At 45.0% G+C, this 26,044-nt stretch carries 21 protein-coding genes and 2 tRNA genes; 20 read left to right on the top strand and 3 right to left on the bottom strand.

What is annotated here, in order from left to right; translation table 11 throughout:
- The first annotated feature begins 470 nt into the window (after positions 1 to 470).
- The 6 genes from EBO34_RS10105 to EBO34_RS10080 all read left to right on the top strand — a co-directional run bounded on the left by EBO34_RS10105 (position 471) and on the right by EBO34_RS10080 (position 4,138).
- Positions 471 to 1,676 (top strand): GerMN domain-containing protein, encoded by a 1,206-nt coding sequence (locus EBO34_RS10105; RefSeq protein WP_122897855.1) that lies wholly within the window; start codon positions 471 to 473, stop codon positions 1,674 to 1,676.
- A gap of 124 nt (positions 1,677 to 1,800) precedes the next feature.
- Positions 1,801 to 2,568: a ribonuclease PH gene (gene rph, locus EBO34_RS10100; protein ID WP_122897853.1), complete on the top strand. Its 768-nt coding sequence runs from the start codon at positions 1,801 to 1,803 to the stop codon at positions 2,566 to 2,568.
- 2 nt (positions 2,569 to 2,570) lie between these two features.
- Positions 2,571 to 3,167 carry an XTP/dITP diphosphatase gene (locus EBO34_RS10095; protein ID WP_122898677.1) on the top strand — a complete coding sequence of 199 codons (597 nt, stop codon included), beginning with the start codon at positions 2,571 to 2,573 and terminating at the stop codon, positions 3,165 to 3,167.
- A gap of 211 nt (positions 3,168 to 3,378) precedes the next feature.
- Positions 3,379 to 3,894, top strand: coding sequence for a metallophosphoesterase family protein (locus tag EBO34_RS10090; RefSeq protein ID WP_122897851.1), 516 nt, complete (start codon positions 3,379 to 3,381; stop codon positions 3,892 to 3,894).
- Between the two features lie 91 nt (positions 3,895 to 3,985).
- Positions 3,986 to 4,059, top strand: a tRNA-Gly gene (locus EBO34_RS10085).
- 2 nt (positions 4,060 to 4,061) lie between these two features.
- Positions 4,062 to 4,138 (top strand) — tRNA-Arg (locus EBO34_RS10080).
- A gap of 61 nt (positions 4,139 to 4,199) precedes the next feature.
- Here the strand turns inward: EBO34_RS10080 and EBO34_RS20690 are convergent.
- Together EBO34_RS20690 and EBO34_RS10075 are read right to left on the bottom strand one after the other, a co-directional pair.
- A complete protein-coding gene (locus EBO34_RS20690) occupies positions 4,200 to 4,346 on the bottom strand; it encodes a hypothetical protein (RefSeq protein ID WP_183163804.1) in 147 nt (48 codons plus the stop codon).
- A gap of 102 nt (positions 4,347 to 4,448) precedes the next feature.
- Complete coding sequence (locus EBO34_RS10075) at positions 4,449 to 4,862, bottom strand: hypothetical protein (RefSeq protein ID WP_122897849.1); 414 nt, start codon at positions 4,860 to 4,862, stop codon at positions 4,449 to 4,451.
- 218 nt (positions 4,863 to 5,080) lie between these two features.
- Between EBO34_RS10075 and EBO34_RS10070 the strand changes: the two genes are divergently transcribed.
- The 12 genes from EBO34_RS10070 to EBO34_RS10015 all read left to right on the top strand — a co-directional run bounded on the left by EBO34_RS10070 (position 5,081) and on the right by EBO34_RS10015 (position 22,614).
- Positions 5,081 to 6,145 (top strand): tetratricopeptide repeat protein, encoded by a 1,065-nt coding sequence (locus EBO34_RS10070; protein WP_183163803.1) that lies wholly within the window; start codon positions 5,081 to 5,083, stop codon positions 6,143 to 6,145.
- Between the two features lie 119 nt (positions 6,146 to 6,264).
- Complete coding sequence (gene tig / locus EBO34_RS10065; protein ID WP_122897845.1) at positions 6,265 to 7,563, top strand: trigger factor; 1,299 nt, start codon at positions 6,265 to 6,267, stop codon at positions 7,561 to 7,563.
- A 480-nt stretch (positions 7,564 to 8,043) separates the two neighbouring features.
- The gene (clpX, locus tag EBO34_RS10060) at positions 8,044 to 9,315 is read left to right on the top strand and encodes an ATP-dependent protease ATP-binding subunit ClpX (RefSeq protein ID WP_122897843.1); all 1,272 of its coding nucleotides are present in this window, start codon (positions 8,044 to 8,046) and stop codon (positions 9,313 to 9,315) included.
- A 506-nt stretch (positions 9,316 to 9,821) separates the two neighbouring features.
- The gene (lonB, locus tag EBO34_RS10055; RefSeq protein ID WP_122897841.1) at positions 9,822 to 11,495 is read left to right on the top strand and encodes an ATP-dependent protease LonB; all 1,674 of its coding nucleotides are present in this window, start codon (positions 9,822 to 9,824) and stop codon (positions 11,493 to 11,495) included.
- A 207-nt stretch (positions 11,496 to 11,702) separates the two neighbouring features.
- Complete coding sequence (gene lon, locus EBO34_RS10050; protein ID WP_122897839.1) at positions 11,703 to 14,027, top strand: endopeptidase La; 2,325 nt, start codon at positions 11,703 to 11,705, stop codon at positions 14,025 to 14,027.
- The gene (gene yihA, locus EBO34_RS10045) at positions 14,024 to 14,611 is read left to right on the top strand and encodes a ribosome biogenesis GTP-binding protein YihA/YsxC (protein ID WP_122897837.1); all 588 of its coding nucleotides are present in this window, start codon (positions 14,024 to 14,026) and stop codon (positions 14,609 to 14,611) included. The genes lon and yihA overlap by 4 nt, the downstream gene beginning before the upstream one ends.
- A gap of 984 nt (positions 14,612 to 15,595) precedes the next feature.
- Positions 15,596 to 16,060: a MarR family winged helix-turn-helix transcriptional regulator gene (locus tag EBO34_RS10040; RefSeq protein WP_122897836.1), complete on the top strand. Its 465-nt coding sequence runs from the start codon at positions 15,596 to 15,598 to the stop codon at positions 16,058 to 16,060.
- Entirely contained in the window at positions 16,057 to 18,873 is a 2,817-nt protein-coding gene (locus EBO34_RS10035; RefSeq protein WP_122897834.1) for an MMPL family transporter, read from the top strand. The genes EBO34_RS10040 and EBO34_RS10035 overlap by 4 nt, the downstream gene beginning before the upstream one ends.
- A 361-nt stretch (positions 18,874 to 19,234) precedes the next feature.
- The gene (locus tag EBO34_RS10030) at positions 19,235 to 20,086 is read left to right on the top strand and encodes a transporter substrate-binding domain-containing protein (protein WP_122897832.1); all 852 of its coding nucleotides are present in this window, start codon (positions 19,235 to 19,237) and stop codon (positions 20,084 to 20,086) included.
- Between the two features lie 66 nt (positions 20,087 to 20,152).
- Entirely contained in the window at positions 20,153 to 20,830 is a 678-nt protein-coding gene (locus tag EBO34_RS10025; RefSeq protein WP_122897830.1) for an amino acid ABC transporter permease, read from the top strand.
- Positions 20,831 to 20,854: 24 nt separating this feature from the next.
- Positions 20,855 to 21,577 carry an amino acid ABC transporter ATP-binding protein gene (locus EBO34_RS10020; protein WP_122898675.1) on the top strand — a complete coding sequence of 241 codons (723 nt, stop codon included), beginning with the start codon at positions 20,855 to 20,857 and terminating at the stop codon, positions 21,575 to 21,577.
- Between the two features lie 116 nt (positions 21,578 to 21,693).
- A complete protein-coding gene (locus EBO34_RS10015) occupies positions 21,694 to 22,614 on the top strand; it encodes an N-acetylglucosamine kinase (protein ID WP_122897828.1) in 921 nt (306 codons plus the stop codon).
- A 404-nt stretch (positions 22,615 to 23,018) separates the two neighbouring features.
- On the opposite strand, the gene EBO34_RS10010 is transcribed toward EBO34_RS10015, so the two are convergent.
- Positions 23,019 to 23,507 (bottom strand): LiaI-LiaF-like domain-containing protein, encoded by a 489-nt coding sequence (locus tag EBO34_RS10010; protein ID WP_122897826.1) that lies wholly within the window; start codon positions 23,505 to 23,507, stop codon positions 23,019 to 23,021.
- A 292-nt stretch (positions 23,508 to 23,799) separates the two neighbouring features.
- On the opposite strand from EBO34_RS10010, the gene hemA reads away from it, so the two are divergent.
- Both hemA and EBO34_RS10000 read left to right on the top strand, forming a co-directional pair.
- Positions 23,800 to 25,200, top strand: coding sequence for a glutamyl-tRNA reductase (gene hemA / locus EBO34_RS10005; RefSeq protein ID WP_122897824.1), 1,401 nt, complete (start codon positions 23,800 to 23,802; stop codon positions 25,198 to 25,200).
- A gap of 19 nt (positions 25,201 to 25,219) precedes the next feature.
- The gene (locus EBO34_RS10000; RefSeq protein WP_122897822.1) at positions 25,220 to 26,041 is read left to right on the top strand and encodes a cytochrome C assembly family protein; all 822 of its coding nucleotides are present in this window, start codon (positions 25,220 to 25,222) and stop codon (positions 26,039 to 26,041) included.
- Positions 26,042 to 26,044: the final 3 nt, after the last annotated feature.

The following is a 26,044-nucleotide window of genomic DNA, read 5'->3' as shown; positions in this document are numbered from 1 at the left end:
GAATGGACTATAGAGCTGGAGAAATGCCATTGCTTCATTTTAAATGTTACACCTAAAAACAGCATTGTCATAGACGTTCTTCTCCCTTCACAGTGATATTTGAAAGTTCCTTCCACTCCCATAACTTCACAAAAAACTGTTGTATAGGGAAAATACCCGTCTGAAGTTACCTGTAAGCCACTTCATGTTAATCAATATGACTTTGGATCTGAGAATGGACCCTAGCTTTTCTAAGTTTTTTATTAAAATGGACTTTTCAATTGCCTCGCGAAGACTGAGGAGTCACCGGCATCTCCAGGGAAAGCGAAGGACATTCCGGCTGCATCCTGACTTCTACTGCTTCAAATTCTTAAATCCCTTAACTTGACGGCTATGGGGACAGACCCCGGGGGTTACGGTTAAACAAGTTGGTATAAAAAGGTGCGAGGCTCGTATATATGGTAGTACAAACTGCCTGAGGAGGGGAAAGTATGCTTCGTCTAATAAAGAAACCTTGGTGGATGCTGATACTGGCTGCAGCCGTTGTAACTGCATGTGGTGCTGAGGATGAGGCTCAAGAAACGTTTGAAGAAGTGGATCCGCCACAATATGTGGACGATGAAGATGAATTGGGATTAGAAGGAATGCTTGAAGCATTAGAAGAGAATACCGTAGAAGTAAATGAAGAAATGGATATGGAAGAAGGAATGGAAGAAGACGAGTACGATGAAAAAGGCGGCATGATGGAAGATGATGATATGCATGAAGATGATATGCATGAAGAAGATGAGGAAATGGGGGAAAAAGGCGGCGGTATGATGGAAGAAACTGCAATGCGCGAGCTGTACTTAATGGACAGAAATGGTATGGTAACGCCGCAGACGTTTGCCCTCCCTGATTCAAACCAAGACCTTGAACAATCCCTTTCCTACCTGGTAAAAGACGGACCGGTCACTGAACTTCTGCCAAACGGTTTTCAGGCAGTACTCCCTGCAGGAACAGAAGTACTGGAAGCTGAAGTTACGGGGGATGGAACTGCTGTCATTGATTTTTCACCGGACTTTACAGATTACCGTCCCGAAGATGAATTAAGAATTTTACAGGCAGTCACATGGACCGTTACACAATTTGAAAATGTGGACCGGGTTCAAATTAAAATTGCCGGTGAAGAGCAGCAGGTGATGCCTCAGAATGGCACCCCGATTGCAGAAGGCTACAGCCGTATTCACGGAATCAACCTTGAAACAGGTGCTGTAAGTGATCTTTCAAACACGAAGGCTGTTACGGTTTACTTCCTGTCACAGCATGAAGATCAGACGTACTATGTACCGGTCACACGACGGGTTCCGGCAAATGCAGATACGTACACTGCTGTAGTCGACGAGCTGTTAAAAGGACCCGATATGCTTACGTCCCTTTTGACTGATTTCAGAAATGAAGTTGCCCTTGTGGAGGAACCAAAATTCAGAAATGGAACGGTAACATTGAACTTTAATGAAGGAGTACTCACACAGCTTGAAGGCACGGCTGTTTCAGAGCATGTTGTAAATATGCTGGTACTCTCCCTGACTGAACAGGAGGAAGTGGAACAGGTCTCCATTGAAGTTAATGACAATGATGAACTCATGGTCAGCTCGGGTGCTGCACTGACAGAGCCTGTAACACGTCCAGGGACTGTAAATACAGGTAAATATTAAATAGACTGTCATTTGAATTTGGTATAAGAAACGATTATCATAAGGGGGTGGCTGAATGCAGCCACCTCTTTTACTTGATTAGAGAATAATACATAAAGACAATATAGATTTCAGGAGTGATTGTATGCGTATAGACGGCAGGGAAAATGACCAGTTACGTAATGTACAGCTAGAAGCAGGTTACATCAAGCATCCGGAAGGGTCTGTGTTGATTTCATTTGGTGATACGAAAGTCATTTGCTCAGCAACGATAGAAGACCGTGTGCCTCCTTTTATGAGAAATCAGGGGAAGGGCTGGGTGACAGCTGAGTATTCCATGCTTCCACGTGCCACCGAATCAAGAAACATCCGTGAGGCAGCAAAAGGAAAGCTGACAGGAAGAACGATGGAAATTCAGCGTCTGATCGGACGGGCTTTAAGATCCACGGTAGACCTTGAAGCGATGGGGGAGCGTACAGTATGGATTGATTGTGATGTGATTCAGGCTGATGGTGGTACCAGAACGGCTTCTGTAACAGGTGCCTTTGTGGCTATGTGCCTTGCTTTTCAAAAAGGGATGGACGAAAAAATGTTTAAAACATTCCCCGTTACGGACTACCTGGCGGCTATTTCTGTTGGTGTTGATACGGAAGAAGGAGCCATTCTCGATCTTAACTATGCTGAAGATTCAAAAGCCGATGTTGATATGAATGTGATTATGACCGGAAGCGGAGAGTTTGTTGAACTTCAGGGCACCGGGGAGGAAGCAACATTTTCCCGCAGTCAGTTAAATGAAATGCTGGACCTTGCAGAAAAAGGAATCACAGAGTTATTCCAGATTCAAAAAGAAACGTTAGGTGAAACAGCGGAAAAACTCCAAACTCCCGAGCCGCAGGAAGAAAAGAGTGAATGAGCGTGAAAACAGTTCTTATTGCCACTAAAAATCAAGGTAAGGTCAGGGAGTTTGAAGCCTTTTTTGCTGAAAAAAATATTCAAGTTAAGTCCCTTCTTGATATGGAAGAGCCTGATGATGTGATTGAAGATGGCGAAACATTTGAAGACAATGCCGTCAAAAAAGCAGAAGCGATCGGAAAAGCCAATGGAATTCCCGTCATTGCTGATGACAGTGGTCTTGAGGTAGATGCTCTTAACGGAGCTCCCGGTGTTTACTCTGCCCGGTATGCGGGAAGTGAAAAGAGCGATGAAGCAAATAACGAGAAGCTTTTGAGAGAGCTTGAAGGGGTGCAAGAAGAAAACAGGACGGCACGCTTCGTGTGTGCTCTCGCTGTTTACCTGCCTGGAAACCGGTGTCACGTTGTAAGGGGAACATGTGAAGGGCGCATCGCTTTTGAAAAAAGAGGAGAACACGGCTTCGGTTATGACCCTTTGTTTTATGTACCGGAACTGGGGAAAATGATGGCCGAACTCAGCCGTGAAGAAAAGAATCAGATCAGCCACAGAGCAAATGCCATGAAAAAGCTCGAAGCTGACTGGGACACACTGTTCAACTAGAGACAGAAAGAGGCCACTGAAAAAGTACATAACAACTTTTTCAGTGCCTCTTATTTGAGTTGCAATGGCTCCATTCGGTTGCGCGCACGAGAAACCCACTTATAACAGGCTTTTAAAAATGCAACCGTTACGCTCATTGCTTAAAAGGCACCGGGAAAAGTTAAAGACCGAACTTTTTCAGTGCCTTCACAGAAAGAATAGGAGGCCAGTGATGAAAGCGATGATTATCAGCGACAGCCACGGCTGGCGCAGCGAACTTAAAGAGGTTATTGACCGTCACCGGAGTGAGGTGGATATGGTCATTCACTGTGGAGACTCGGAATTGGAAACAGAAGCACCGGAACTTGAAGGTGTTCATACAGTCAGGGGGAATTGTGACTTTACAGGAAAATTCCCCGAAGAACGAGTAGACGAGGCGAAGGGTATTCGTGTGTTTTCAGCACACGGTCATCTCCTTAATGTGAAGATGTCTTCTCTTCAGTTGAAATACAAAGGGCAGGAAACAGAAGCCGATGTTGTCTGTTTCGGACACTCACACGTCCCCGAAGCCTTTGTTGAAGACGGGATGCTGTTTGTTAACCCTGGGAGTATCCGCCTTCCGCGGGGGGAAGTAAACGCAGGAACCTATGTAATTCTTGAAATCGATGAGAAGGAAGCGACAGTTACCTTTTTCACTTTTGAAGGTCGGGAAGTTGAAGAATTAAGCAGAACTCTTAAAAGATCATAATGAAGTGAAAAAAGTTTGTTGACTTTCTTTCACATTTCAGCTATATTAATACTTGTCGCAAGAAAAAAAGCGATAAACTTAATGTAGCGATGCGGGTGTAGTTTAGTGGTAAAACCTCAGCCTTCCAAGCTGATGATGTGAGTTCGATTCTCATCACCCGCTCCATTGTCCCAGTAGCTCAGCTGGATAGAGCAACGGCCTTCTAAGCCGTCGGTCGGGAGTTCGAATCTCTCCTGGGACGCCATTAGAGCAATCAAAATGATACATAGACAAAAACCCACGGGATTTTCCCGTGGGTTTTTGAGTTACTTGTGCGTATAGGCGATCAGGATAACGTCATCAGAAGCCTGCTCCCGGAGTTTACTTTCCAGGCTGCGGATCTCTTCAAGCATCTCTTCTGTTAATGGTGCCGGGTTGTACTCTTCAAATGGTTCGTGTTGTGATTGGGTCATGGTGTTCACTCCTTTACTGCAGATGTCATGGTTATCTTCTGCTACAGGTAGAGACCTTATACTCAGGCTTAAAGCCGGTTGAACGAGACTTGTTATGGCTGATTAAGACGGCTTCTGTTCCACGGCAGTTGATTCCTGTTTTTTGCCGCTCACACCGGAAATAACGTGCTCAATGGCTTCCTCAATATTTTCTGTGCGAAGGGCAACCACTTTCCAGCCGAAGCTTCTAATGTACTGGGTCAGGAACGCTTGTTTGATCCGGGAGAGGCAGGGAGGGAGGACGGCAATACGGTATGGCTCCAGTGCCAGAGGAACCTTCGTGCTTCCACACTGTATATGACAACTGACATAAAAACCTTTTAGTGTAAGAGCGTCATAAAGCTGCTGTTCCAACGGGGACTGCAGACGGAAACGCTCTGATTTGACTGTTGTTAACCTTGGACGGTGTTCGGATTTACTATGGGACGTTACGTATAAAGTGATCAAAGCAACCAAAAACAACAGAAATAATTCCATCAACGCGATCACCCTTTCAAAAAGAGATTGTTATAAATATGTATTTACAGAAAATTCGAAGTGGAAACCTTTATTTTCGTTCATTACTGAAAAAAATGAAGTAACTCTGTATTCTGTATGAGGAAGGAAAAGGTTTTCTTATTAATATTTGTTTTTCACAATTTAAATTGATAAACTGAAAGGTAATAACTTTGCAGATGGTAAAGGTGGCACGGAGAATGGGAAAACAGAAAAAGGGGCAGGGACAAGAAGATAATGTCATAATGTTCCCCGGCTTGGTAGCGCGCCTTGTGGATAAGGGGATGGAGGCACTGAAAGAGAAGAAGCATTATGATGCTCTCCGCTACTTTCAGCAGTCAGCCGAGCTTGAACCTACACACAGCCAGGCCCGATATGGTCTGGTGATAACAAATATCGAGCTCAACCGGCTTGACGAAGCGAAAACCTATTGTGAATCCATGTTAAAAGAAGGTATCGGACAGTACTATGAAGTGCTGCAGGTATACGTATCCCTTCTTGTTCAGCTGGGAAAATACGAAGAAGTCGTCACAATGCTTGAGTCTGTTATGGCTGAGGACAAACTGCCGCCGAAAATGGCAGAGTCATTTTATCAGCTGCTCGAATTCTCCAGGCAGATGACGAACCATCATCAAACAGGCATTCATGAAGATGAAGAACCTGTGGATCAGTTCAGTTCCCCGGATGAATGGATTAAGACACTTGAAAGAGGGGATCCGAACCAGCAGTGGGGGGCTTTAAAAAAGCTGAGCCAGGTCAACACGGCAAAAGTAGTTGAGGCGTACCGGGCGTTTTTGGAAGATAAGGAAAACGACCCTGTTTTAAAAAGCTATGTCATGCAGATGATGAAGGATATGAACATAGAAGGTAAGTTTGTTGTACATAAGTTTGGCGATACATACACCGTACAAATGAATGAATTGGAAGATGTGTTTCACGAGCGATTCGGAAATGAAGTGGTGAGGGTGCTGGAAGATCACCTCGGGCAGGACAACCCGACTGTCGTCGAAATGGTTATGCAGGTGTGGTGGCACTATCTGTTTGCCATTTATCCAAAGTCACCCGATCCGTATGAGACAAAAGTCTGGGCAGCCGCTCTTCACTACCTCGGCCTTTCTCTGCTGATGGAGGACGATGATAAAAATATGGAAATTGACGACATCATCGTTCTTTATAAAACATCCGAAAGACCGGTAAAGGCCGCCATCAAGCATATCAGGTCCATAGAAACCCACTTGTTTCAGTCAACAGATCCGATTACATAATGGTTTACTTTTAAGAATGATTATGATTGAAATGAGAAACACGTGTGTTATAATAAAATGGTTGCAAATCGCGAGAACAGTAGAAATTAGTATTTTCAAAGATGTTGGAGGGAACATATATGACTGCAAAATTCGAAAAATTAGAAGGCAATTCCGGCGTTCTTACAATTGAAGTTGATAAAGAACGTGTAAACACTGCCTTAGATGAAGCGTTCAAAAAAGTAGTAAAGAAAGTAAACGTACCTGGATTCCGTAAAGGAAAGGTACCTCGTTCTATGTTTGAACAGCGTTTCGGCGTTGAAGCACTTTACCAGGATGCTCTTGATATCCTTCTACCGCAAGCTTACGGTGAAGCTGTGGAAGAAACAGGAATCGAGCCGGTTGACCGTCCTGAAATTGACATCGAAAACATGGAAAAAGGCGAAAACCTTGTTTTCAAAGCAACTGTTACAGTGAAGCCAGAAGTTAAACTTGGCGACTACAAAGGACTTGAAGTAGAAGAAGAGTCTGCTGAAGTTACTGACGAAGATGTTGACAGCGAAATTAAGCAGCTTCAAGAGAAAAATGCTGATCTTGTTGCCATCGAAGACGGTGAAGTTCAAGAAGGCGACACAGTTGTCATGGACTTCGAAGGATTCGTTGACGGTGAAGCTTTCGAAGGCGGAAAAGCTGAGAACTATTCACTTGAAATTGGTTCCGGTCAGTTTATCCCAGGATTCGAAGACCAGCTTACAGGTACAAAAACAGGCGAAGAAAAAGAAGTTAACGTAGAATTCCCTGAAGACTACCACTCTGAAGAGCTTGCAGGTAAACCTGCTGTATTCAAAGTGACACTTCACGATATCAAGCGTAAAGAGCTTCCAGAGCTGGACGATGAGTTCGCTAAAGATGTTGATGAAGAGGTTGACTCTCTTGAGGATCTAAAAGGCAAGCTGAAGGAAAACCTTCAGAAGAGCCGTGAACAGGAAGCGGACCTAAAGAAAAAAGACTCCCTTGTAGAGCGGGCAACTGAAAATGCTGAGATCGATGTTCCTAAAGCGATGGTCGAAACTGAAACAGACCGTATGCTTCAAGAATTCGGACAGCGTCTGCAGGGGCAGGGTATGACTCTTGACATGTACTACCAGTTCTCTGGTACAGACGAAGAAGGCATGAAAGCTCAGTTTATGGACGACGCTGAAAAGCGCGTACGCATGAACCTGACGCTAGAAGCTATTGCTGAAGCAGAAAACGTTGAAGCTTCTGATGAAGACGTAGAAGCTGAGCTTGATAAAATGGCTGAAACATACCAGCGCTCAAAAGATGAGCTTAAGCAGATCCTTCAGATGCAAGGCGGTCTTGACACACTTAAAGCCGACCTTAAAATTCGTAAAGCGATCGATCTTCTGGTAGAAGAAAGCAAAACAAAAGAGGCGTAAATTATATAGCCTGACCATAAAGAGCAAGGTACGAAAGGACTCGTACCTTGCTCTATACATACATAAAACAGTTAGCCCATGCGAGAATAGTGGGGATTTGTAGAATTTCTTTTATATCAATTAAGAGGTTAAATCTGCCCGAATGTGGAAAAGGATACATATGAGTGCAGTACATAGGGTTCATTATATTTGACAGGAAAAATCCACTGATTTATGCTTGAAAAACATTCACAATAAAGCAATGAATTCTCTCAAAAATGCGTTCTGTTTCTGAAATATACAGTGAATGTGTTACAATAGGAGCACAAATTCAGCTAGTATTACGAACCATTTTTATACTGATTTGCTTTCCTGTGATTAAAAACAGGTGTGTGTACGTACAATGAGAACATACAAAATTGTTAGTAACGTCTAAACCGGATTTTCTCCGTCTCAATAAAACATGTACGTCCTCGAAAAAAAGACAAGGGGTGAAGCGGAATGTTTAAATTTAATGAAGAAAAAGGTCAGCTTAAGTGCTCTTTCTGTGGTAAAACACAAGACCAAGTCCGCAAACTCGTAGCCGGTCCTGGTGTGTATATATGTGATGAATGTATCGAATTATGTACCGAGATTGTTGAAGAGGAACTGGGCAGCGAGGAAGAAGTGGAAATGGAAGATATTCCAAAACCACAGGAAATTCGTGAAATCCTTAATGATTATGTAATCGGACAGGACCAGGCAAAGAAATCACTTTCTGTAGCCGTTTACAATCACTACAAGCGTGTTAACTCCACGCAGAAAAATGATGAAGTAGAGCTGGCAAAAAGTAACATCTGTTTAATCGGACCGACAGGAAGCGGTAAAACCCTTCTTGCACAGACACTGGCCCGTATTCTTAACGTACCATTCGCCATTGCCGATGCTACATCGTTAACAGAAGCAGGTTACGTTGGTGAAGACGTTGAGAACATCCTTCTCAAGCTGATCCAGTCTGCCGATTACGATGTTGAAAAAGCGGAACGCGGCATTATCTATATTGATGAGATCGATAAAGTAGCCCGTAAATCCGAGAACCCATCCATCACCCGTGACGTATCAGGTGAGGGTGTTCAACAGGCATTACTGAAAATTCTTGAAGGAACAACAGCAAGCGTGCCACCACAAGGCGGACGTAAGCACCCTCATCAGGAATTTATCCAAATCGATACAACCAACGTGCTGTTCATCTGTGGCGGTGCCTTCGACGGTATCGAACAGATCATCAAGCGCCGTCTTGGTAAAAAAGTCATCGGATTTGGTTCCGATGCTTCACAGGAAGACTTGAAAGAAGGTCAATACCTGGCTAAAATCCTTCCGGAAGACTTACTGCGCTACGGATTAATTCCGGAGTTCATCGGTCGTCTGCCAGTTATCTCAAGCCTTCGTCCATTAGATGAGGATGCCTTGATTGAAATCCTGACCAAGCCTAAAAATGCTCTCGTTAAACAGTACCAGAAGCTTTTGGAACTCGACGATGTTGAGCTTGAGTTTGAAGACGATGCTCTCGTGGAAGTGGCGAAACAGGCAATCGAGCGTAAAACAGGTGCCCGTGGACTACGTTCCATTATTGAAGGCATGATGCTTGATGTGATGTACGAACTGCCTTCCCGTGACGACATTGCCAAATGTGTTGTTACAGCTGAAACTGTTCGAGATCATGCCCGTCCCCGTCTTGAAACAAAAGACGGTAAGGTCGTTGAAGAACAGGAAAAGCCAAGAGAAAGTGCATAAACAATTGACTTTAAGCCCCCTCCGGTGAATCCGGAGGGGGCTTAGTTGTGTATGAACGCTTTGAGGCGTAAGTTAGGGACAAGACGATTTATTGAGAAAACCTGAAGGCTCCGGAGTCGATGGTTAAACGAACTATGTTGGTAATCTTTTCAGAGTCAGCTTTTGTGACTTGATAGGGGCAAAGTCGATGAATAGAAGAGCAAAGTCGATGAAAGAAAAAATGAAGTCCATGAACAACAGGGAAAGTCGATGAATAAACAGTCTAAGGTGATGGAACAGCACTACCTTAGAACAATTAGTGAAGTCGATGAACAATCATCCAAACTCAATCAACAACACATGCCCCCTGCTTCAACCGTTACTTAACGCACATCCTCCCTGCTCAAATACACCAACGACAATTTTGGGTTCTATGCTAATTATTGCCTAGTGCCGGAAGTCAGGTTATACCGACCTCGAAAGGCAATACTAAGCATTACAGAATAATGCAGTAGGAGGAACCAGATATGTCTTTTACCGGATTAGCGTTTGTAATACAGTTGTTTTTTGGAGTCGTTATTGGCCTTTACTTTTGGAACCTGCTTAAAAACCAACGGTCCCAGCGTGTGAGTGTGGACAAGGAATCAAGGAAAGAGCTTGATCAGCTTAGAAAAATGCGAATGGTAACTCTCAGTGAACCCCTTGCTGAAAAAGTGAGACCTCAGTCCTTTGATGATATTGTCGGTCAACAGGACGGCATACGCTCTCTGAGAGCTGCCCTGTGCGGTCCGAACCCCCAGCACGTGATTATCTACGGGCCGCCGGGAGTCGGGAAAACAGCAGCAGCCCGTCTTGTACTTGAAGAAGCTAAAAAGAGTGCTCTCACCCCGTTCCGGCCAAAATCAGTCTTTATTGAACTTGATGGAGCAACGGCCCGCTTTGATGAGCGGGGAATTGCCGATCCCCTTATTGGTTCTGTTCACGATCCGATTTATCAGGGAGCTGGTGCAATGGGACAGGCTGGTATTCCGCAGCCTAAGCACGGAGCCGTGACCAAGGCTCACGGTGGTGTTTTGTTTATCGATGAAATCGGCGAGCTTCACTCGATTCAAATTAACAAACTCCTTAAAGTACTTGAAGACAGAAGAGTGTTTCTGGAAAGTGCGTATTACAGCGAGGAAAATCAGCAGATCCCGGAGCACATCCACGATATTTTTCAAAACGGGCTGCCTGCAGACTTCCGTTTAGTCGGAGCGACAACGAGAAACCCGCAGGATATTCCTCCTGCGATCCGCTCAAGGTGTATGGAAGTGTACTTCAGAGCCCTTACACCGCCTGAGATCGAAACGATTGCAAAAAAAGCAGCGCTTCGGATTCAATGTGATGTGGACAGCGGTGTTTATGAAATCATTTCAAAATACGCAACCAATGGCCGTGAAGCGGTTAATATTATGCAGATTGCGGCGGGGATGGCTACAAGCGAGAACCGTACAACAATCAGTGAAAGTGATATTGAATGGGTTATTCACTCAAGCCAGCGTGCCCCAAGGCCCGAGAGAAAAATTCACCGCCAGGACAAGGTTGGTTTTGTAAATGGGCTTGCCGTTTTTGGTCCCAACCTCGGTGCCCTTCTTGAAATTGAAGTTACGGTGATGAAAAACACCGGAAAAGGGTCGATTAACATTACAGGTATTGCAGAAGAAGAAAGCACGGGAGATCATACACGGACCATTAAGCGTAAAAGTATGGCAAAAGGATCAGTTGAAAACGTTGTAACCGTGCTGCGTCACATGGGTATTGCCACTTATGACTATGATATTCATGTGAATTTTCCGGGAGGAGCCCCGGTAGACGGCCCGTCAGCAGGAATCTCGATCGCTACGGCTATTTACTCGGCTATCCATGAGATACCGATTTCCCATGAGGTGGCCATGACCGGAGAGTTGAGTATTCACGGCAATGTGAAGCCGATTGGCGGGGTTGTTGCAAAAGTCGAAGCAGCGAAACAGGCGGGAGCGACTGATGTAATTATCCCTAAAGAAAACCTGCAGGCCATTCTGATGGAAATAAAGGGAATTACCATTCATGCAGTGGATTCTTTCTCGGAAGTACTTGAAATCGCCCTTCTTGAAGAGAATAAGAAAGAAGATGAAAACGTACTGCCGGCGGCCGCAGTAACCATGGGACAGGCACAAATTTAAACAAAAGGGGTGGCTTAAAAGACAGAAAGAGCCTTTTAAGCCATCCCTGTTCCAATGTGTTCATCTGACTATGGTGACAAGGAAATAATGATTGTTAGACATTAATCTGGCAATAGAGTAAAATTGAACAATATTGTAACGTTTATTCCTATACAAAAGAGAGTAGTAATAAAAGTAGGATGAGATTGGCGCGGAGGTGGACTACATATGGGTAACAACGAACGTAAGACATTGCCTTTGCTACCTTTAAGAGGATTACTCGTCTACCCGACGATGGTACTTCACTTGGATGTAGGGCGAAATAAATCAGTGCAGGCTTTAGAGCGTGCCATGGTGGAAGAAGAAAAGATCTTCCTTGCCACTCAAAAAGAAATATCAGTCGACGAACCGGGTCTGGATGATATTTATCAGGTAGGGACCCTTGCCAAGGTTAAGCAGATGCTTAAGTTGCCTAACGGTACGATTCGTGTTCTTGTTGAAGGAATCAGCCGTGGTGAAATAAAAGAATTTCATGAACAGGAAGAGTATTATGAAGCTGATATTGAGCTGAAAGAAGAACGACTTGAAGCTACTGTTGAAGAACAGGCCCTTATGCGAAATGTTCTTGAGCAGTTTGAACAGTATATCAAGCTTTCAAAAAAAATCTCCCAGGAAACATTTGCGTCCGTGGCTGATATCATTGAACCGGGACGGCTTGCAGATATTATTTCATCACACCTGCCTCTTAAAATTGTGCAGAAGCAGGACATGCTTGAAACCTATTCGGTTGGGGAAAGGCTGACTAAAGTTCTCCGTATTTTGAGCAACGAAAAAGAAGTGCTCGGACTTGAGAAAAAGATCGGTCAACGTGTGAAGAAGTCAATGGAAAAAACCCAGAAGGAATATTACCTTCGGGAACAGATGAAAGCTATTCAAAAAGAGCTTGGAGACAAAGAAGGAAGAGAAGGGGAAATCGCTGAGCTTAAAGAGAAGATCGAAAAAGCTCAGATGCCTGAATCTGTAGAGGAAAAAGCGTACAAAGAACTTGCCCGTTATGAAAAAATGCCGGCAAGCTCTGCAGAAAGTTCCGTTATTCGAAACTATGTGGAATGGCTCACGCTCATTCCGTGGCATAAAGAAACAAAGGACCTCCTTGATATCCACCGATCAGAAGAGATTCTTGACGAAGACCATTACGGTCTGGAAAAGGTGAAAGAACGTGTCCTGGAATACCTGGCCGTACAGGAATTAACCAATGAGCTAAAAGGGCCCATCCTTTGTCTTGCAGGACCTCCGGGTGTGGGTAAGACTTCCCTTGCCCGTTCGATTGCACGTTCTCTGGACCGGAATTTTGTCCGCATGTCCCTAGGCGGTGTCCGTGATGAAGCGGAGATCCGCGGTCACCGCAGAACTTATGTTGGAGCGATGCCGGGACGGATCATCCAGGGTATGAAAAAAGCCGGTTCTATGAATCCGGTCTTTCTCCTTGATGAAATTGACAAAATGGCCAATGACTTCAGAGGAGACCCATCTTCAGCCCTTCTTGAAGTGCTCGATCCGGAGCAGAATAACTCCTTTAGCGATCACTTCATTGAAGAGCCGTATGATTTGTCCAAGGTCATGTTTGTTACAACAGCGAACAACATTTCCCAGATACCGGGTCCCCTTATGGACCGGATGGAAGTCATTCATATTCCAGGCTATACTGAGGTTGAGAAGCTGGAAATTGCAAAAGGGTATCTTCTTCCAAAGCAAATGAGGGACCACGGTCTTACGAAGAGCCTCCTTCAGGTAAAAGAAGAAGCGATTCTCAAAACAATCCGTTACTATACAAGGGAAGCTGGCGTCAGGAATCTGGAGCGCCAGATGGCAACTCTTTGCCGTAAAGCGGCGAAAATGATCGTTTCAGGCGAAAAGAAGCGTGTGGTATTAACAGAAAATACAGTAGAGCAGATGCTTGGGAAGCCGAAGTTCCGTTACGGAAAAGCTGAAGCTGAAGACCAGATCGGTGCTGCTACAGGACTTGCCTATACGACTGCCGGAGGAGATACGCTTACGATTGAAGTAAGCTTGTCACCGGGAAAAGGAAAGCTCACCCTTACAGGCAAATTGGGCGATGTAATGAAGGAATCGGCCCAGGCCGCGTTCAGCTACATCCGTTCCAAGTCCAAAGAACTGAACATCGATCCCGGCTTTCACGAAAAAAACGACATTCATATTCACGTGCCTGAAGGAGCGATTCCAAAGGACGGCCCTTCAGCAGGGATAACGATGGCTACAGCTTTAATCTCTGCTCTCACAGAGCGTCCTGTCCGTAAAGAAGTAGGGATGACCGGTGAGATTACGCTACGTGGCCGTGTGTTGCCGATCGGCGGCTTAAAAGAGAAATCCATGAGTGCCCACCGTGCCGGATTAACGGTGGTCATCATGCCTAAAGATAACGAAAAGGATCTGGAAGATATTCCGGAGAGCGTGAAAAAAGATTTAACATTCATACCTGTTTCGCACTTGGATGAAGTGTTGAAACATGCATTGGCAGGGGAAAAGAAATGAAAGTAACAGAAGCAGAATTAATTATCAGTGCAGGAAGAGCGGACCAGTTTCCACCCGGTCCTTTCCCGGAAGTGGCCCTTTCAGGCCGCTCAAACGTAGGAAAGTCTTCCTTTGTAAACAAAATTATCGGACGTAAGGCACTGGCCCGGACGTCACAGCGTCCGGGGAAAACCCAGACGCTGAACTTTTACCGGATCAATGAACGTTTTCACTTTGTGGACGTACCCGGTTACGGCTATGCAAAAGTTTCGAAAAAAGAACGTGATGCATGGGGCCGCCTGATGGAACGTTATTTTGAAGAACGCGACCAGCTGAAGGGTGTCGTTCAGCTGGTAGATGTCCGGCACAAACCTACCGAAGACGACAAGATGATGTATGACTTTCTCAAGCATTTCAGTAAAAAAGTGATTGTTGTTGCAACCAAAGCGGATAAAATTCCAAAAGGAAAACAGCAAAAACAGCTCGCCGTGATCAAGCGGGAACTGGATATGGATTCAGAAGATCCTCTCGTACTGTTTTCAGCAGAAACAGGTCTTGGTAAAGACAAAGCATGGCGCGAAATCAGTGAAGTTTTATTTAAGTAGTTATTAGAAGCTCTCCTTAACCGGAGGGCTTTTTCTGTATGTTCGCCAGACATTAAGCTCGAGTTGTATCCTTTTGAATGCTAACCTTAAAAAGATTTGGACAGTTGCTAAACCATTTCCTTTCATTGCAGTAGCTTCGTTGAACGAAATACGCTCCCCTTTCCGCGGACTCGCGCCGAGCCTCCTCGGGGCTTTGGCGAGGCCACTGAAAAAGTCCATTTTCTTTACAGGAAAAGTTAGTGTTGATATCGCTCATTGCCTTTTCCGCGGGCGGTTCGGGAGCCTCTTCAGCATACTGCTTCTTCCTCTGCCAGCCAGGCTCCGAACGATATACGTCGAAGCAACTCGAAGCTTATTCATGAAACAACGCTCGTGCTTGACCGGGTCTCCGCGGAACTCGTTTTTCCTGCAGGAGTGTCGCGCATTCGCTCCAATCACCCCTTTTTTTATAATTAAAATGATCTTTAGCACATCAATAAATCAAAACCCCTTTCATGCTGCAATCAGAGCCCTAAGGAGTGATGTAAGTTCCGGACATTGACTTTTTCAGTTCTTCAGCTCTGAATCTGTAGAAGCTTTATTCCTTCTCTTCCTTCCTGCCGCGTCATTCTCCATACCTTCCTTTACTTCAATCAACAGTGTTTCTGTTGGCACCACTAAACCACTGAATTTTGAAAGCTTAGAGAGGAGGATGAGAGTGGATGAAGCCGGAATGTCCGCAGACTCTTGCGGTAGCGGGTGGCAGGGTGAGACCCCGGAGTGCGGAGCACGAGGAGGCTCACCGGCGCCCCCGCGGAAAGCGAAGGATATTCCGGATGCATCCTAACTTCTTCAGCTTTAAAAGCACAATCAACGGTACTTCAATTTACGTGTAAATACAATTTATACAACACACGGTGGTATAGAACTAACTGTTTATATTCTCAACAGTTTAGGGTATAAACAATATAGGTATGAATACATAAAGAAGAAGGGATACCATCCATGCAGATCGATAAAGAAAAGCTTAGAACACTTGTGCAGCAGTATGAAGAAGTTTATTTGTTTTCCACCAAACGCATCGAATCCCTGATGGCTGAAAAAATCATGGTTCCAATGTCCATAGAGCAATTCGGTATATTACGGCAGCTGGCTGTTAAGGGCCCTCTTCAGCCAAAGGAAGTTGCAACCATTACGGGGGTACATAAAAGTGCCGTCACTCTAAAAGCTGACCGCCTTGTCAGTAAAGGACTTGTTCATCGAAAACAGGATGAAAAAGATCGCAGGGTATGGTATTTATCACTCACTGAAGAAGGAGAGTCAGTCTATGCCCGGTCTGAAGAAGCTATGACAGAGTTTATTTCATCCTATTTAGAAAACCTCGATCCTGAAGAAGTGGAAGTGTTTTTAAATGTGTATAAAAAAATCAATCGGATGATGCAGGACAGAGAGGAGCCTCCAGCCCCATGAAAAAGCTGATCTATATCCTGCCGCTTATGTGGATTGCGGCTGCAGTTTTTTTATTTCTGCAGGCACCGAATATGGATGAGCTTGTCCGGGAGCGGGGGCAGGCTTCCATTCCTGAAGAGTACCCTTCACAAACAGCTGATCAGATCATGAAAGAAAATGAAGGGACAACCGGGGAAACGGTCCTGGTGGTTTACCGGAGTGAAACTTCCCTGACAGAAGGGGAGCTTGAAAGGATCGAAGAAACCCTTACTGAAGTTGGACCGGACATTGGCGGTTTCCAGGTTCATGAGGTTGTCACACCGTTTGATTCCGAGGAATCTGAAGATCTTTTATTAAGCGAAGATGGAACAACAATACTGGCTTTCGTGCAGATGGATATGGACTTTAGTGATGTGGCGGCGATACGTGATGACTTGGCAGCTGAACTGGAATCTCCCGGAGTAGATACACTGATCTCGGGTTCATCTGTGATCGAAGATGATGTGATTATAAGCTCTGAGGAAGGACTCGCTACAACAGAAGTGATTACCGTTATTTTTGTACTGATCATTCTGCTTCTGGTGTTCCGGTCATTGGCAGCACCTCTTGTCCCGCTGGTGACTGTGGGAGCCTCCTACGTGGTCAGTGTAGGGATTGTGTCGTATTTAATAGACAGTTTCAATTTTCCTGTATCAAACTTTACACAAATCTTTATTGTAGCGGTGCTGTTTGGGATCGGGACGGACTACTGTATCCTGCTGTTGAACCGGTTTAAAGCAGAGCTGATTGAAGAAAAGGGAAACCGGTTTTCAGCAATGAAACGAACCTTTAAAGCAGTAGGGCCCACCGTTTTTTCCAGTGCTTTAACCGGCTTTATCGGCTTTTTTGCCATCGGCTTTGCAGGCTTTGACCTATACCGCTCCGCCATGGGTGTAAGTATTGGAATTATTGTCCTTGTAGCGGCGATATGGGTGTGGGTACCGTTAGCCATGCTTTTACTCGGTGAAAAGCTCTACTGGCCATCCAGGGCAGGCTTGAAGCCGAAACCGAGCCGGACGTGGGGCGCGCTGGGGCGGTTTGCCGTTTTCCGTCCGGGCTGGACACTTGTACTGTTAGGTTTACTCATTATTCCGGCTATTCTCTCCTTTGACAACGCCACTTCGTTTAACTCACTTGATGAAATTGGCAGTGAGTTCGATTCTGTGGAAGCATTTCAGGTTGTGGAGGAAAAATTTGGGGAAGGGGATATGTTCCCTGCGACCGTAACACTTGCTAATGATGAACCGTGGGATACTCAGACCTGGCTTCCATATATTGAAGCGTTGACAAGGGAACTTGAAAAAATCGACGGTGTAAAAGAAGTAAGAAGCGCCACACAGCCGAATGGGGAGATTGTAGACGCTTTTCGAATTCCGGTGATCGCAGAGGAAGTAGCCGATGGATTAAATGAAACGAATAATGGAATAGAAGACATCCAGGAAGGGCTCGAACAATTAGCAGGGGAATTAAGAGAGTCAGGCTCCACTGAAGGGCTGGAGGAATTGCAGACAGGATCAGAGGGACTGGCAGAAGGTGCCCGGGACCTGGAGTCAGGTCTTAATGAAATGGAAGGTGCAACAAGGTCGTCTGCAGACGGTGCCCGGGAACTGGGTGATGGTGTACAGAATATCCAGAACGGGCTCGCTGATGCGGCAAACGCACTTCCTCCCGAAATAGCAGCAGAGCTTGAGACGCTCATAGGAGGACTTTTAGAAATTGAAGAAAACCTTTCACAGTTATCGTCGGGGGTCGCAGAACTTGCCTCAGCCCAGAATGAACTGGGCACCGGTGCCGGTGAACTGGCAGGTGGTGCTGATGAAATTGCCACGGGACAAAGAGAAGTGGCAGAAGCTTTTTCAGACGTGGAAGACGGATTTCGGGAAATTGCTGACGCCTTGGAGGAAATTAACGATGGTCTTGGAGAAATTCAAGAGGGATTAAGAGAAATGGAAGATGTACTCTCTGAGATAGCATCCCAGCCTCAAAACCCTATGGAAGGCTTTTTTGTTCCGGAAGAGGCACTCGCAAGTGACGACTTTAACAATGTGTGGGATAACTATACGACGCCGAATCGTTTAGTCACCACCATTGATGTGGTGTTTGAATTGAATCCGTACAGTAACGAAGCTATGGATACGATTGATGTGATTGAAGAGCGAACCCGGATGGCACTCAAAGGAACGCAATTGGAAGGGACCCCGGTTGCTGTAGCCGGTCTCTCGAGCATTAACCGTGACTTGCAGACAATCTCCAATGATGATTTCTTCAGGACGGCCACGATTATGCTGATAGGTATTTTTATCGTCCTTGTGGTTCTTCTTAAGTCACTGGTTATGCCGGTTTACATTCTCATTTCGCTCATACTCACGTATTTCCTGTCTGTTTCGTTTACTGAATTCTTTTTTGTAACGATACTCGGATACAGCGGGATCACCTGGGCAGTACCGTTCTTTGGTTTTATCATGCTCATGGCTCTTGGTGTTGATTACTCGATCTTTCTTACGGCCCGCTTTCAGGAAGATATCAAAAACAATGTGGATATAAAAGAAACCATTCTTTACTCGATGGAACAGATCGGGACAGTGGTGTTATCTGCCGCTGTCATTCTCGCAGGAACATTTGGCGCCATGATGCCATCTGGTGTGCTCTCCCTGATGCAGATCGGAACACTCGTGTTGACCGGGCTGCTTCTATACGCAGTCATTATGCTGCCGCTGTTTATCCCGGTAATGATCGTACTTTTCGGAGAAAAGAACTGGTGGCCCGGAAAAAGGCCCGTTTCAGTAAAAGAATAGATTTCTTCACCCGGTTCCGCTGCAGCAGTGGAACCGGGTCTTTTCATTTGTAGTTTAGAAATATCCAAATTCGGGAAAAGAGACTTGTCTATTATTTTTCCACTATGAAATTCGTAACGGGCATTTTGAAGGAATACAGAGGATAGGCGAGTGATTGTTACCGTTTGTACATAATGATGAGAACAAACTGTTGAAACGTACGAATTCAACTGAATATTTAAAAATTACCCTTTTGTCACAGCGTTGAATATTTTGCTATGATAATATTCAGAATGCTCCTGTTTCAACATTTGGAATTTTCAGATCTGGTGTACGACTCCGATTATGGAGGAAAACATAATAAAGGGGAGAGAACATTACAATGAAGAAAATACTTAAAAGAGGGTTTCTGCCAATGACAATGGCAGCTGCAGTCGTTTTAGCCGGCTGTGGTGAAGGACAGGAAGAAGGGACAGGGGATGAAGGCGGCGCAGATGACTCTGATGCTGAAGAGACAGAAGACAGCGGCGAAAATTACGATGATCTTACTCTGGAGGACGGAAAATTCGTCTTCGCTTTATCCGGTGAGTACCGGCCATTCAGCTACATTGATGAAAACGGTGACCTTGTAGGGTTTGACGTGGATATCGGAATGGCAATTGCTGAAGAACTTGGGCTGGAGGGAGAACCTTACCAGATCTCCTGGAACTCCATTATTCTCGGACTTCAGGATAACCGCTATGATGCGATTATCGGAAGTATGGGAATTACAGAAGAACGAAAAGAGAACGTTGATTTCTCAGACCCTTACTACTATTCGGGAGCTCAGGTTTATACCCGTTCGGACAGTGATATTCAGGGACTTGATGACATTGATGAAAATACAGAAGTGGCAGTAGCCGAAGGGACAACCTATCACACGATGATCCAGGACTATACGACAGATATCGTAACCTATGACTCTGACGTTGTAGCTCTTCAAACACTTGCCCAGGGCCGACATGATGCGGTCGTAACAGACCGGCTTGTAGGGCTGATCAACATTGAAGATCAGGGTCTTGACCTTGAGCTTCGCGGAGATTTGATTGACGAAGAGCAAATGGCGATTGCGATCCGTCACGATGAAGATGAACTGCTTGATGCGATTAATGAAGCTCTTGAAGCCATCCATGAGAGTGGAAAATACGAAGAAATTAACCAGCGCTACTTTGATGAAAATATCGGAGAAAACTAAAAACAGTAACGGAAAATGTGCACTTGCGGGTGCACATTTTCCCACTTACAAAGTGAGGTGAGAGATATGATTGTAGCAAATGTATTCAGCCTGGACACATTTTTCTCAGAGCTGATAAGAACTTATCCGATCTTTTTTGAAGCAGCGTGGCTTACGGTCCGTATTTCTGTTGCCGCTGTATTAATTGGAACTGTAATCGGTATGTTCGTTGCACTGGTAAAGCTTTCGAATCCTTTTCTTAAAGTTATTGCAGATATTTATATTACGATTATCCGGGGAACACCTCTGATTGTTCAGATCTTTGTTTTGTATTTTGGTCTCACAAACCTGGTTCAGCTGTCGTCATTCTGGGCCGTTTCCCTGGCACTTGCCATACATAATTCTGCCTATATTGCCGAGATCTTCCGGGGATCAATCCAGTCTATTGACAAAGGTCAGATGGAAGCCGGACGCTCTCTTGGAATGACCAAGGGACTCTCCATGCGGAGAATTATTCTTCCCCAGGCCATGAGACGGGCTGTTCCCCCTCTCGGCAACCAGTTTATTATTGCGTTAAAAGATTCATCACTTGCAGCCTTTGTAGGTGTTGCGGAACTTTTCCGTACAGCCCAAGGCATTGCAGCCGGGACATTTAATACGATGGAGACCTATATGATTGTTGCCGTTTATTACCTTGGACTTGTGATGATTCTTACCTTTATTGTGAACAAAGTAGAGCACCGGTTATCAGCGAGTGACCGATAGAAGGAGGCTACCTTAATGCCTGAAATGATTCGTGTAGAAAAACTCAACAAATCCTTTGGTGATCTGCATGTGTTAAAAGACGTGGATCTTGAAGTCAATGAAAATGAAGTTGTATGTTTAATCGGGGCGAGTGGCTCCGGCAAAAGTACATTACTCCGCTGCTTAAATTTCCTTGAAGTTAAAGATAACGGAAAGGTCATTTTTGCAGGTGATCAGATCGAGCTCAAAACCCATAACATCAACCAAGTCCGTCAAAAAGTAGGAATGGTGTTTCAGCACTTTAATCTTTTTCCACATAAAACAGTGCTTCAAAATGTGGCGGAAGCGCCGATTATGGTCAAAAAGATTGAGCGGAAAAAAGCAGAGGAAGAAGGAAAGCGTCTTCTAGATAAAGTAGGACTCGGGGACAAGTATCACGTATATCCAGGCAAACTGTCAGGTGGTCAGAAACAGCGGGTCGCCATTGCCCGTGCCCTTGCTATGAAGCCTGAGATTATGCTTTTCGATGAGCCGACATCCGCTCTCGACCCGGAGCTTGTCGGGGAGGTACTTGAAACGATGAAGCAGCTTGCCAAAGAGGGGATGACCATGATTGTCGTTACCCACGAGATGGGATTTGCCCGGGAGGTTGCCGACCGGACCATTTACATGCATGATGGCCGGATTGTAGAAACAGGAAATTCGAAAGAGCTGTTTGACAATCCGAAAGAAAAGCGTACACAGGAGTTTTTAAGTAAAGTCTTATAGTGTTTCCCAAAGACCTGCCCGTGAGGTGAACAACAACCTTATGGGCAGGTCTTATTTTTACACCGGGAAGGCTGTGGTACGATGATAGAAAATGAGTCTTTCAGGGGGAGAAGCTGATGTATGCAATTGGGATTGACGGTGGAGGAACAAAATCAAAGCTGATGATAAAAGGCCGTGAAGATCAGGCTGTTTTTTCCTGTACAACCGGCGCAACAAATCCGACAGCGGTTTCGTTGGAAATTATCACGGAGCGATTGTCACAGTTGTTTAATCAAACACCATCTTCTTTTAAGGAACAAGCTGTGTCTCTTTGTTTTGGTATGTCGGGATTCTCTGCCTTGTCCCAGGAAGACATTCAGACAATTCAGGTACATATAAAAACGAAACTCAACCCTGAAGCCTTTGTTACAGTAACAAATGACGCAGTTACAGCTCTATATTCAGGCACAAAAGGAAACAGTGGGATTGCTGTTATCGCCGGGACCGGCTCGGTTGTTTACGGGAAGGACGAGAGTGGAAATGAAGCCCGGGCTGCAGGGTGGGGCTATATGTTTGACCACTCAGGTTCAGGATTTGGAATCGGAAAAGCCGCATTAAAGGCTGTGATGAACGAAGCCGATTCCGGCATGGCGTTGTCGCCTTTCTCAGAAATGATCCTTCAATCACTATCTGCAGACAATCCGAGGGACATCGTTACGTGTCTGAACCACTCCCAGGATCCCCGGCATGATGTGGCTTCTCTTGCGCCCGCTGTGTTTTCCCTTTACGAACAAGGGAACCAAGCAGCTGAACAATTGATCTCACAGGCGGCAGAAGATATATACGATTCGATTCAAAAAGTAAGAGGCCGTCTTTTTACGGAACAAAAAGCAGTAACTCTCGTATGCACAGGGAGTCTGTTTCAAAAGCAGCAGGCATTGTTTGATGCTTTAACCCGGCTTACTGATACAAAAGGGTATAGACTATCGATTCCAAAGGCCGAGCCTGTGGAAGGAGCGGTATATGCAGCATGGGAAGCGGTTGGAGAGCGTCTATAAACTGCCGGTTTTGTAAACGGTGTTTCGCATTAAAATATCATCTGAGGCAAGATGCATGCAGCTGTCATCCAAATGTTAAAATGTAGTGAAAAAAACACCTGCATTCGAGCAACGTTTCTATTCCGAAAGCTGTTTTTCCTTCTCATAAAAAAGGGATGAAGCCGAAGTACCTGAGAATCCTGAGGGAGTGGTGGCCAGGTAAGACCCCGCAGTGCGACAGCACGAGGAGGCTTGCCAGCACCCCCTCGGAAAGCGAAAGGTACACAGGCTTCATCTGCGTTTTCCATGTTTATAAAAATAATAGCAACAATCTATACTAATACACCAATAAAGAAACACTGAAATGAATGAAACAAGCCTGCCTTAGATGGTATTCAAAAAAATCCTTCTAAGGCAGGCTTGGTTTATTTTTTTCTAAAAAACAAGATGTACACACCGGCGAGAATTAAGAGAACCGGCCAGTACTGTGCAAAGCTCCCGAGAGACTCCCGAATCAGCACCACAGTGCCCTGGTAAAATAGAGAGAGAATACTGAGCGCTGTCAGTATAATTCCCGGCACCCAGCCGTCACGGCGGCTGAAAAAGTATTTTGCGAGAAACGCAATACCGATAATCAGGGTAAAGTAGGCCCAGTGATGGGACCATAAACCATACGTATGGACGGCATGGAACTGGATACCGAGTCCGGTCATAACCAAACCGGAAAAAAGCTGGCCATCATCTTTATTTGACCATGCCTGACCGCAGAATAAGAGTCCGGCAATGAGTAAAATAGAAGGCCATGAAAAGAGAGTATCGGAAAGCGGTATGTGCCATCCCATCTGCCGGGCAAAAAAATAGGCACCAAGAGCGATGAGAATGAGACCGGGAAGGAGGTTGTTTCTGCGTTTCATTGCACCACACCTTTCTTATACAAGAGATTAAATTCGACTTTTAAGGGTAAAATACATAAGAGTGAATCCTTACCAGTTCAGTCAGTTTTTCTTTCGTTTTACATATAAAATTCACAGTCTGTTCAAACCTTTATTTTTGTAACCCATAAAGACAATGTTATAATATAGTCAGTATGTATACGAGCCTTTCACTTGTTCATGTAAACGTGGTACAATAGATAAGGTTTGTTCAAGAACGTAATGATTTATCGATAAAATACAGGGAACAGCTAGTTACTTCGGGGGTGAAACGATGCATATCCTTGTTGTCAGTTTGAATTATAAAACAACACCGGTTGAAATACGAGAGAAATTTACTTTTCAGAACGATCTTGAGGGAGCGCTTGCGAAACTCAGATCTTCTAAAAGTATGCTTGAGTGTGTGATTGTTTCTACATGCAATCGTACGGAAATTTACGCCGTTGTCGATCAGCTTCACACAGGTCGTTATTATACAAAGGCTTTTTTGGCAGAGTGGTTTAATATGCCGAAAGAGGACTTCACGCCGTTTTTACAAATCCGTGAAGACGAGAGTGCGGTGGAGCACCTGTACCGTGTTACGTGCGGCCTTGATTCCATGATTGTCGGAGAAACACAGATTCTCGGGCAGATCCGTAACAGCTTTACTGCAGCCCAGGCTGAAGGGACGACAGGGACAGTATTCAACCACTTGTTCAAAGAAGCCGTTACCCTTGCCAAGCGTGCACACTCTGAAACAAGCATCGGAGAGAATGCGGTTAGTGTCAGTTATGCAGCGGTTGAGTTGGGTAAAAAGATTTTTGGCGGGTTTGATCAAAAAGAAGTTCTTGTTCTCGGAGCAGGAAAGATGAGTGAGCTTACAGCGAAGCACCTTCACGCAAGCGGGGTAAGTGACATTACCGTCATGAACCGTACCCAGGAAAAAGCGACAGAGCTTGCTGTGAAGTTTAAAGGCGTGTCCCGTTCCATGGCGGAATTGGACGATGCCCTTTCGACAGCAGATATCCTTATCACCTCTACCGGTTCTACGGACTATGTCCTTTCCAAAGAGATGATGACGGCTATGGTGAAAAAGCGTAACGGACGTCCGTTGTTTCTTGTAGACATTGCTGTTCCACGGGATATCGATCCGAGAGTCGGTGAACTGGAGAACGTTTACCTTTATGACATCGATGATCTCCAGGGGATCGTAGCTGCCAACCTTGAAGTGCGGCAGAAGGAAGCAGAAAAGATTGAGCTCATGATCGAAGAAGGACTGATTGCCTTCAGTTACTGGCTTGATCAGCTGGGCGTTGTACCGATTATCAGTGCCCTTCGCACAAAAGCACTTGCGGTCCAGGCTGATACTATGGAGAGTCTGGAGCGAAAACTCACAGACCTTACCGAGCGGGAAAAGAAAGTGATCAGAAAGCATATGAAGAGTATCATTAACCAGATTCTGCGCGATCCGATTACAGTTGTGAAAGAACTTCCTGAAGAAGAGAGTGCTGAAGAATCACTCGCTCTTGTGACCAAGCTTTTCGGGCTTGAAGAGGAGCTTGAGGAAAACAGCATGCCAAAGTCCAATATTTATATTAATAAAGCGGAGCGGGAATGGAATCTTCAAAAGCGCAAAGCAGAGCTTTCGAGTGAGCACAAGCAGACAACTTCAGCGAAGGCCCTGGCACGATCTTGAATAGCGGAGAGGACAGGCTATGATTCTAAACTCTCTGTATATGCTCATCATCGTGCTGTACCTTTTGAGTGTTCTCGGCTATTTTATTGATTTCATACAAAACAACCAGAAGGTGAATCGCATAGCCTTCTGGTTGCTTTCTATTGTCTGGTCTCTTCAGCTGTTTTTTTTCATACTCCGAATGCTTGAATTTAACAGGCTGCCCTTAATGACGATATTTGAAGGGCTCTTTCTATACGCTTGGATACTGGTAACTTTTTCATTAATTATTAACCGCCTGTTTAAAATGGACTTTCTTATCTTTTTTGTGAATGTGGTCGGGTTTGTGATTATGACCATTAGTATTTTTGTTCCCCCTGGTGATGCATCAGACCAGCTGACAAACCTGTTAATTACCGAGCTCCTCGTCATTCACGTATCTGTAATTCTCCTGTCCTACGGTGCGTTTACCCTGTCTTTTGCCTTTTCGTTTATGTACATGCTTCAGCATCACATGCTTAAGGAAAAAAAGTGGGGAAAACGGATGTTCAGAATTGGAGATCTGGCGAAACTCGAGAGGTTTTCCTATGTTTTTTCCTTAATCGGCTTTCCTCTTATGGTTTTCGGATTAATTCTTGGAATCATCTGGGCCTGGATTGAGTTTGATACGGTTCCCTGGGATGACCTGAAAGTAATATCAAGCTTCCTTGTCATCGGTGTTTACGGCGTCTATTTGTTTCAGTATGTTGTGAAGAAGAAACGGGGATACGGCCTGGCACTTTTGAATATCGCCGCTTTCCTTGTACTGTTGGTAAATTACTTTTTATCAAGTTCGTTTTCAGACTTCCACCTGTGGTACTGATGG

The sequence above is a fragment of the Alteribacter keqinensis genome, assembly GCF_003710255.1.
Classification (GTDB): Bacteria; Bacillota; Bacilli; order Bacillales; family Salisediminibacteriaceae; genus Alteribacter; species Alteribacter keqinensis.
The sequence above is the reverse complement of the archived record's forward strand: the minus strand, read 5'-3'. Positions and strand labels throughout refer to the sequence as shown.

Coding starts and splice junctions, on each gene's coding strand:
- EBO34_RS10105 (WP_122897855.1), top strand. CDS start 471: ATGCTTCGTCTAATAAAGAAACCTTGGTGGATGCTGATACTGGCTGCA.
- rph (WP_122897853.1), top strand. CDS start 1,801: ATGCGTATAGACGGCAGGGAAAATGACCAGTTACGTAATGTACAGCTA.
- EBO34_RS10090 (WP_122897851.1), top strand. CDS start 3,379: ATGAAAGCGATGATTATCAGCGACAGCCACGGCTGGCGCAGCGAACTT.
- EBO34_RS20690 (WP_183163804.1), bottom strand. CDS start 4,346: ATGACCCAATCACAACACGAACCATTTGAAGAGTACAACCCGGCACCA.
- EBO34_RS10075 (WP_122897849.1), bottom strand. CDS start 4,862: ATGGAATTATTTCTGTTGTTTTTGGTTGCTTTGATCACTTTATACGTA.
- EBO34_RS10070 (WP_183163803.1), top strand. CDS start 5,081: ATGGGAAAACAGAAAAAGGGGCAGGGACAAGAAGATAATGTCATAATG.
- tig (WP_122897845.1), top strand. CDS start 6,265: ATGACTGCAAAATTCGAAAAATTAGAAGGCAATTCCGGCGTTCTTACA.
- clpX (WP_122897843.1), top strand. CDS start 8,044: ATGTTTAAATTTAATGAAGAAAAAGGTCAGCTTAAGTGCTCTTTCTGT.
- lonB (WP_122897841.1), top strand. CDS start 9,822: ATGTCTTTTACCGGATTAGCGTTTGTAATACAGTTGTTTTTTGGAGTC.
- lon (WP_122897839.1), top strand. CDS start 11,703: ATGGGTAACAACGAACGTAAGACATTGCCTTTGCTACCTTTAAGAGGA.
- yihA (WP_122897837.1), top strand. CDS start 14,024: ATGAAAGTAACAGAAGCAGAATTAATTATCAGTGCAGGAAGAGCGGAC.
- EBO34_RS10040 (WP_122897836.1), top strand. CDS start 15,596: ATGCAGATCGATAAAGAAAAGCTTAGAACACTTGTGCAGCAGTATGAA.
- EBO34_RS10035 (WP_122897834.1), top strand. CDS start 16,057: ATGAAAAAGCTGATCTATATCCTGCCGCTTATGTGGATTGCGGCTGCA.
- EBO34_RS10030 (WP_122897832.1), top strand. CDS start 19,235: ATGAAGAAAATACTTAAAAGAGGGTTTCTGCCAATGACAATGGCAGCT.
- EBO34_RS10025 (WP_122897830.1), top strand. CDS start 20,153: ATGATTGTAGCAAATGTATTCAGCCTGGACACATTTTTCTCAGAGCTG.
- EBO34_RS10020 (WP_122898675.1), top strand. CDS start 20,855: ATGATTCGTGTAGAAAAACTCAACAAATCCTTTGGTGATCTGCATGTG.
- EBO34_RS10015 (WP_122897828.1), top strand. CDS start 21,694: ATGTATGCAATTGGGATTGACGGTGGAGGAACAAAATCAAAGCTGATG.
- EBO34_RS10010 (WP_122897826.1), bottom strand. CDS start 23,507: ATGAAACGCAGAAACAACCTCCTTCCCGGTCTCATTCTCATCGCTCTT.
- hemA (WP_122897824.1), top strand. CDS start 23,800: ATGCATATCCTTGTTGTCAGTTTGAATTATAAAACAACACCGGTTGAA.
- EBO34_RS10000 (WP_122897822.1), top strand. CDS start 25,220: ATGATTCTAAACTCTCTGTATATGCTCATCATCGTGCTGTACCTTTTG.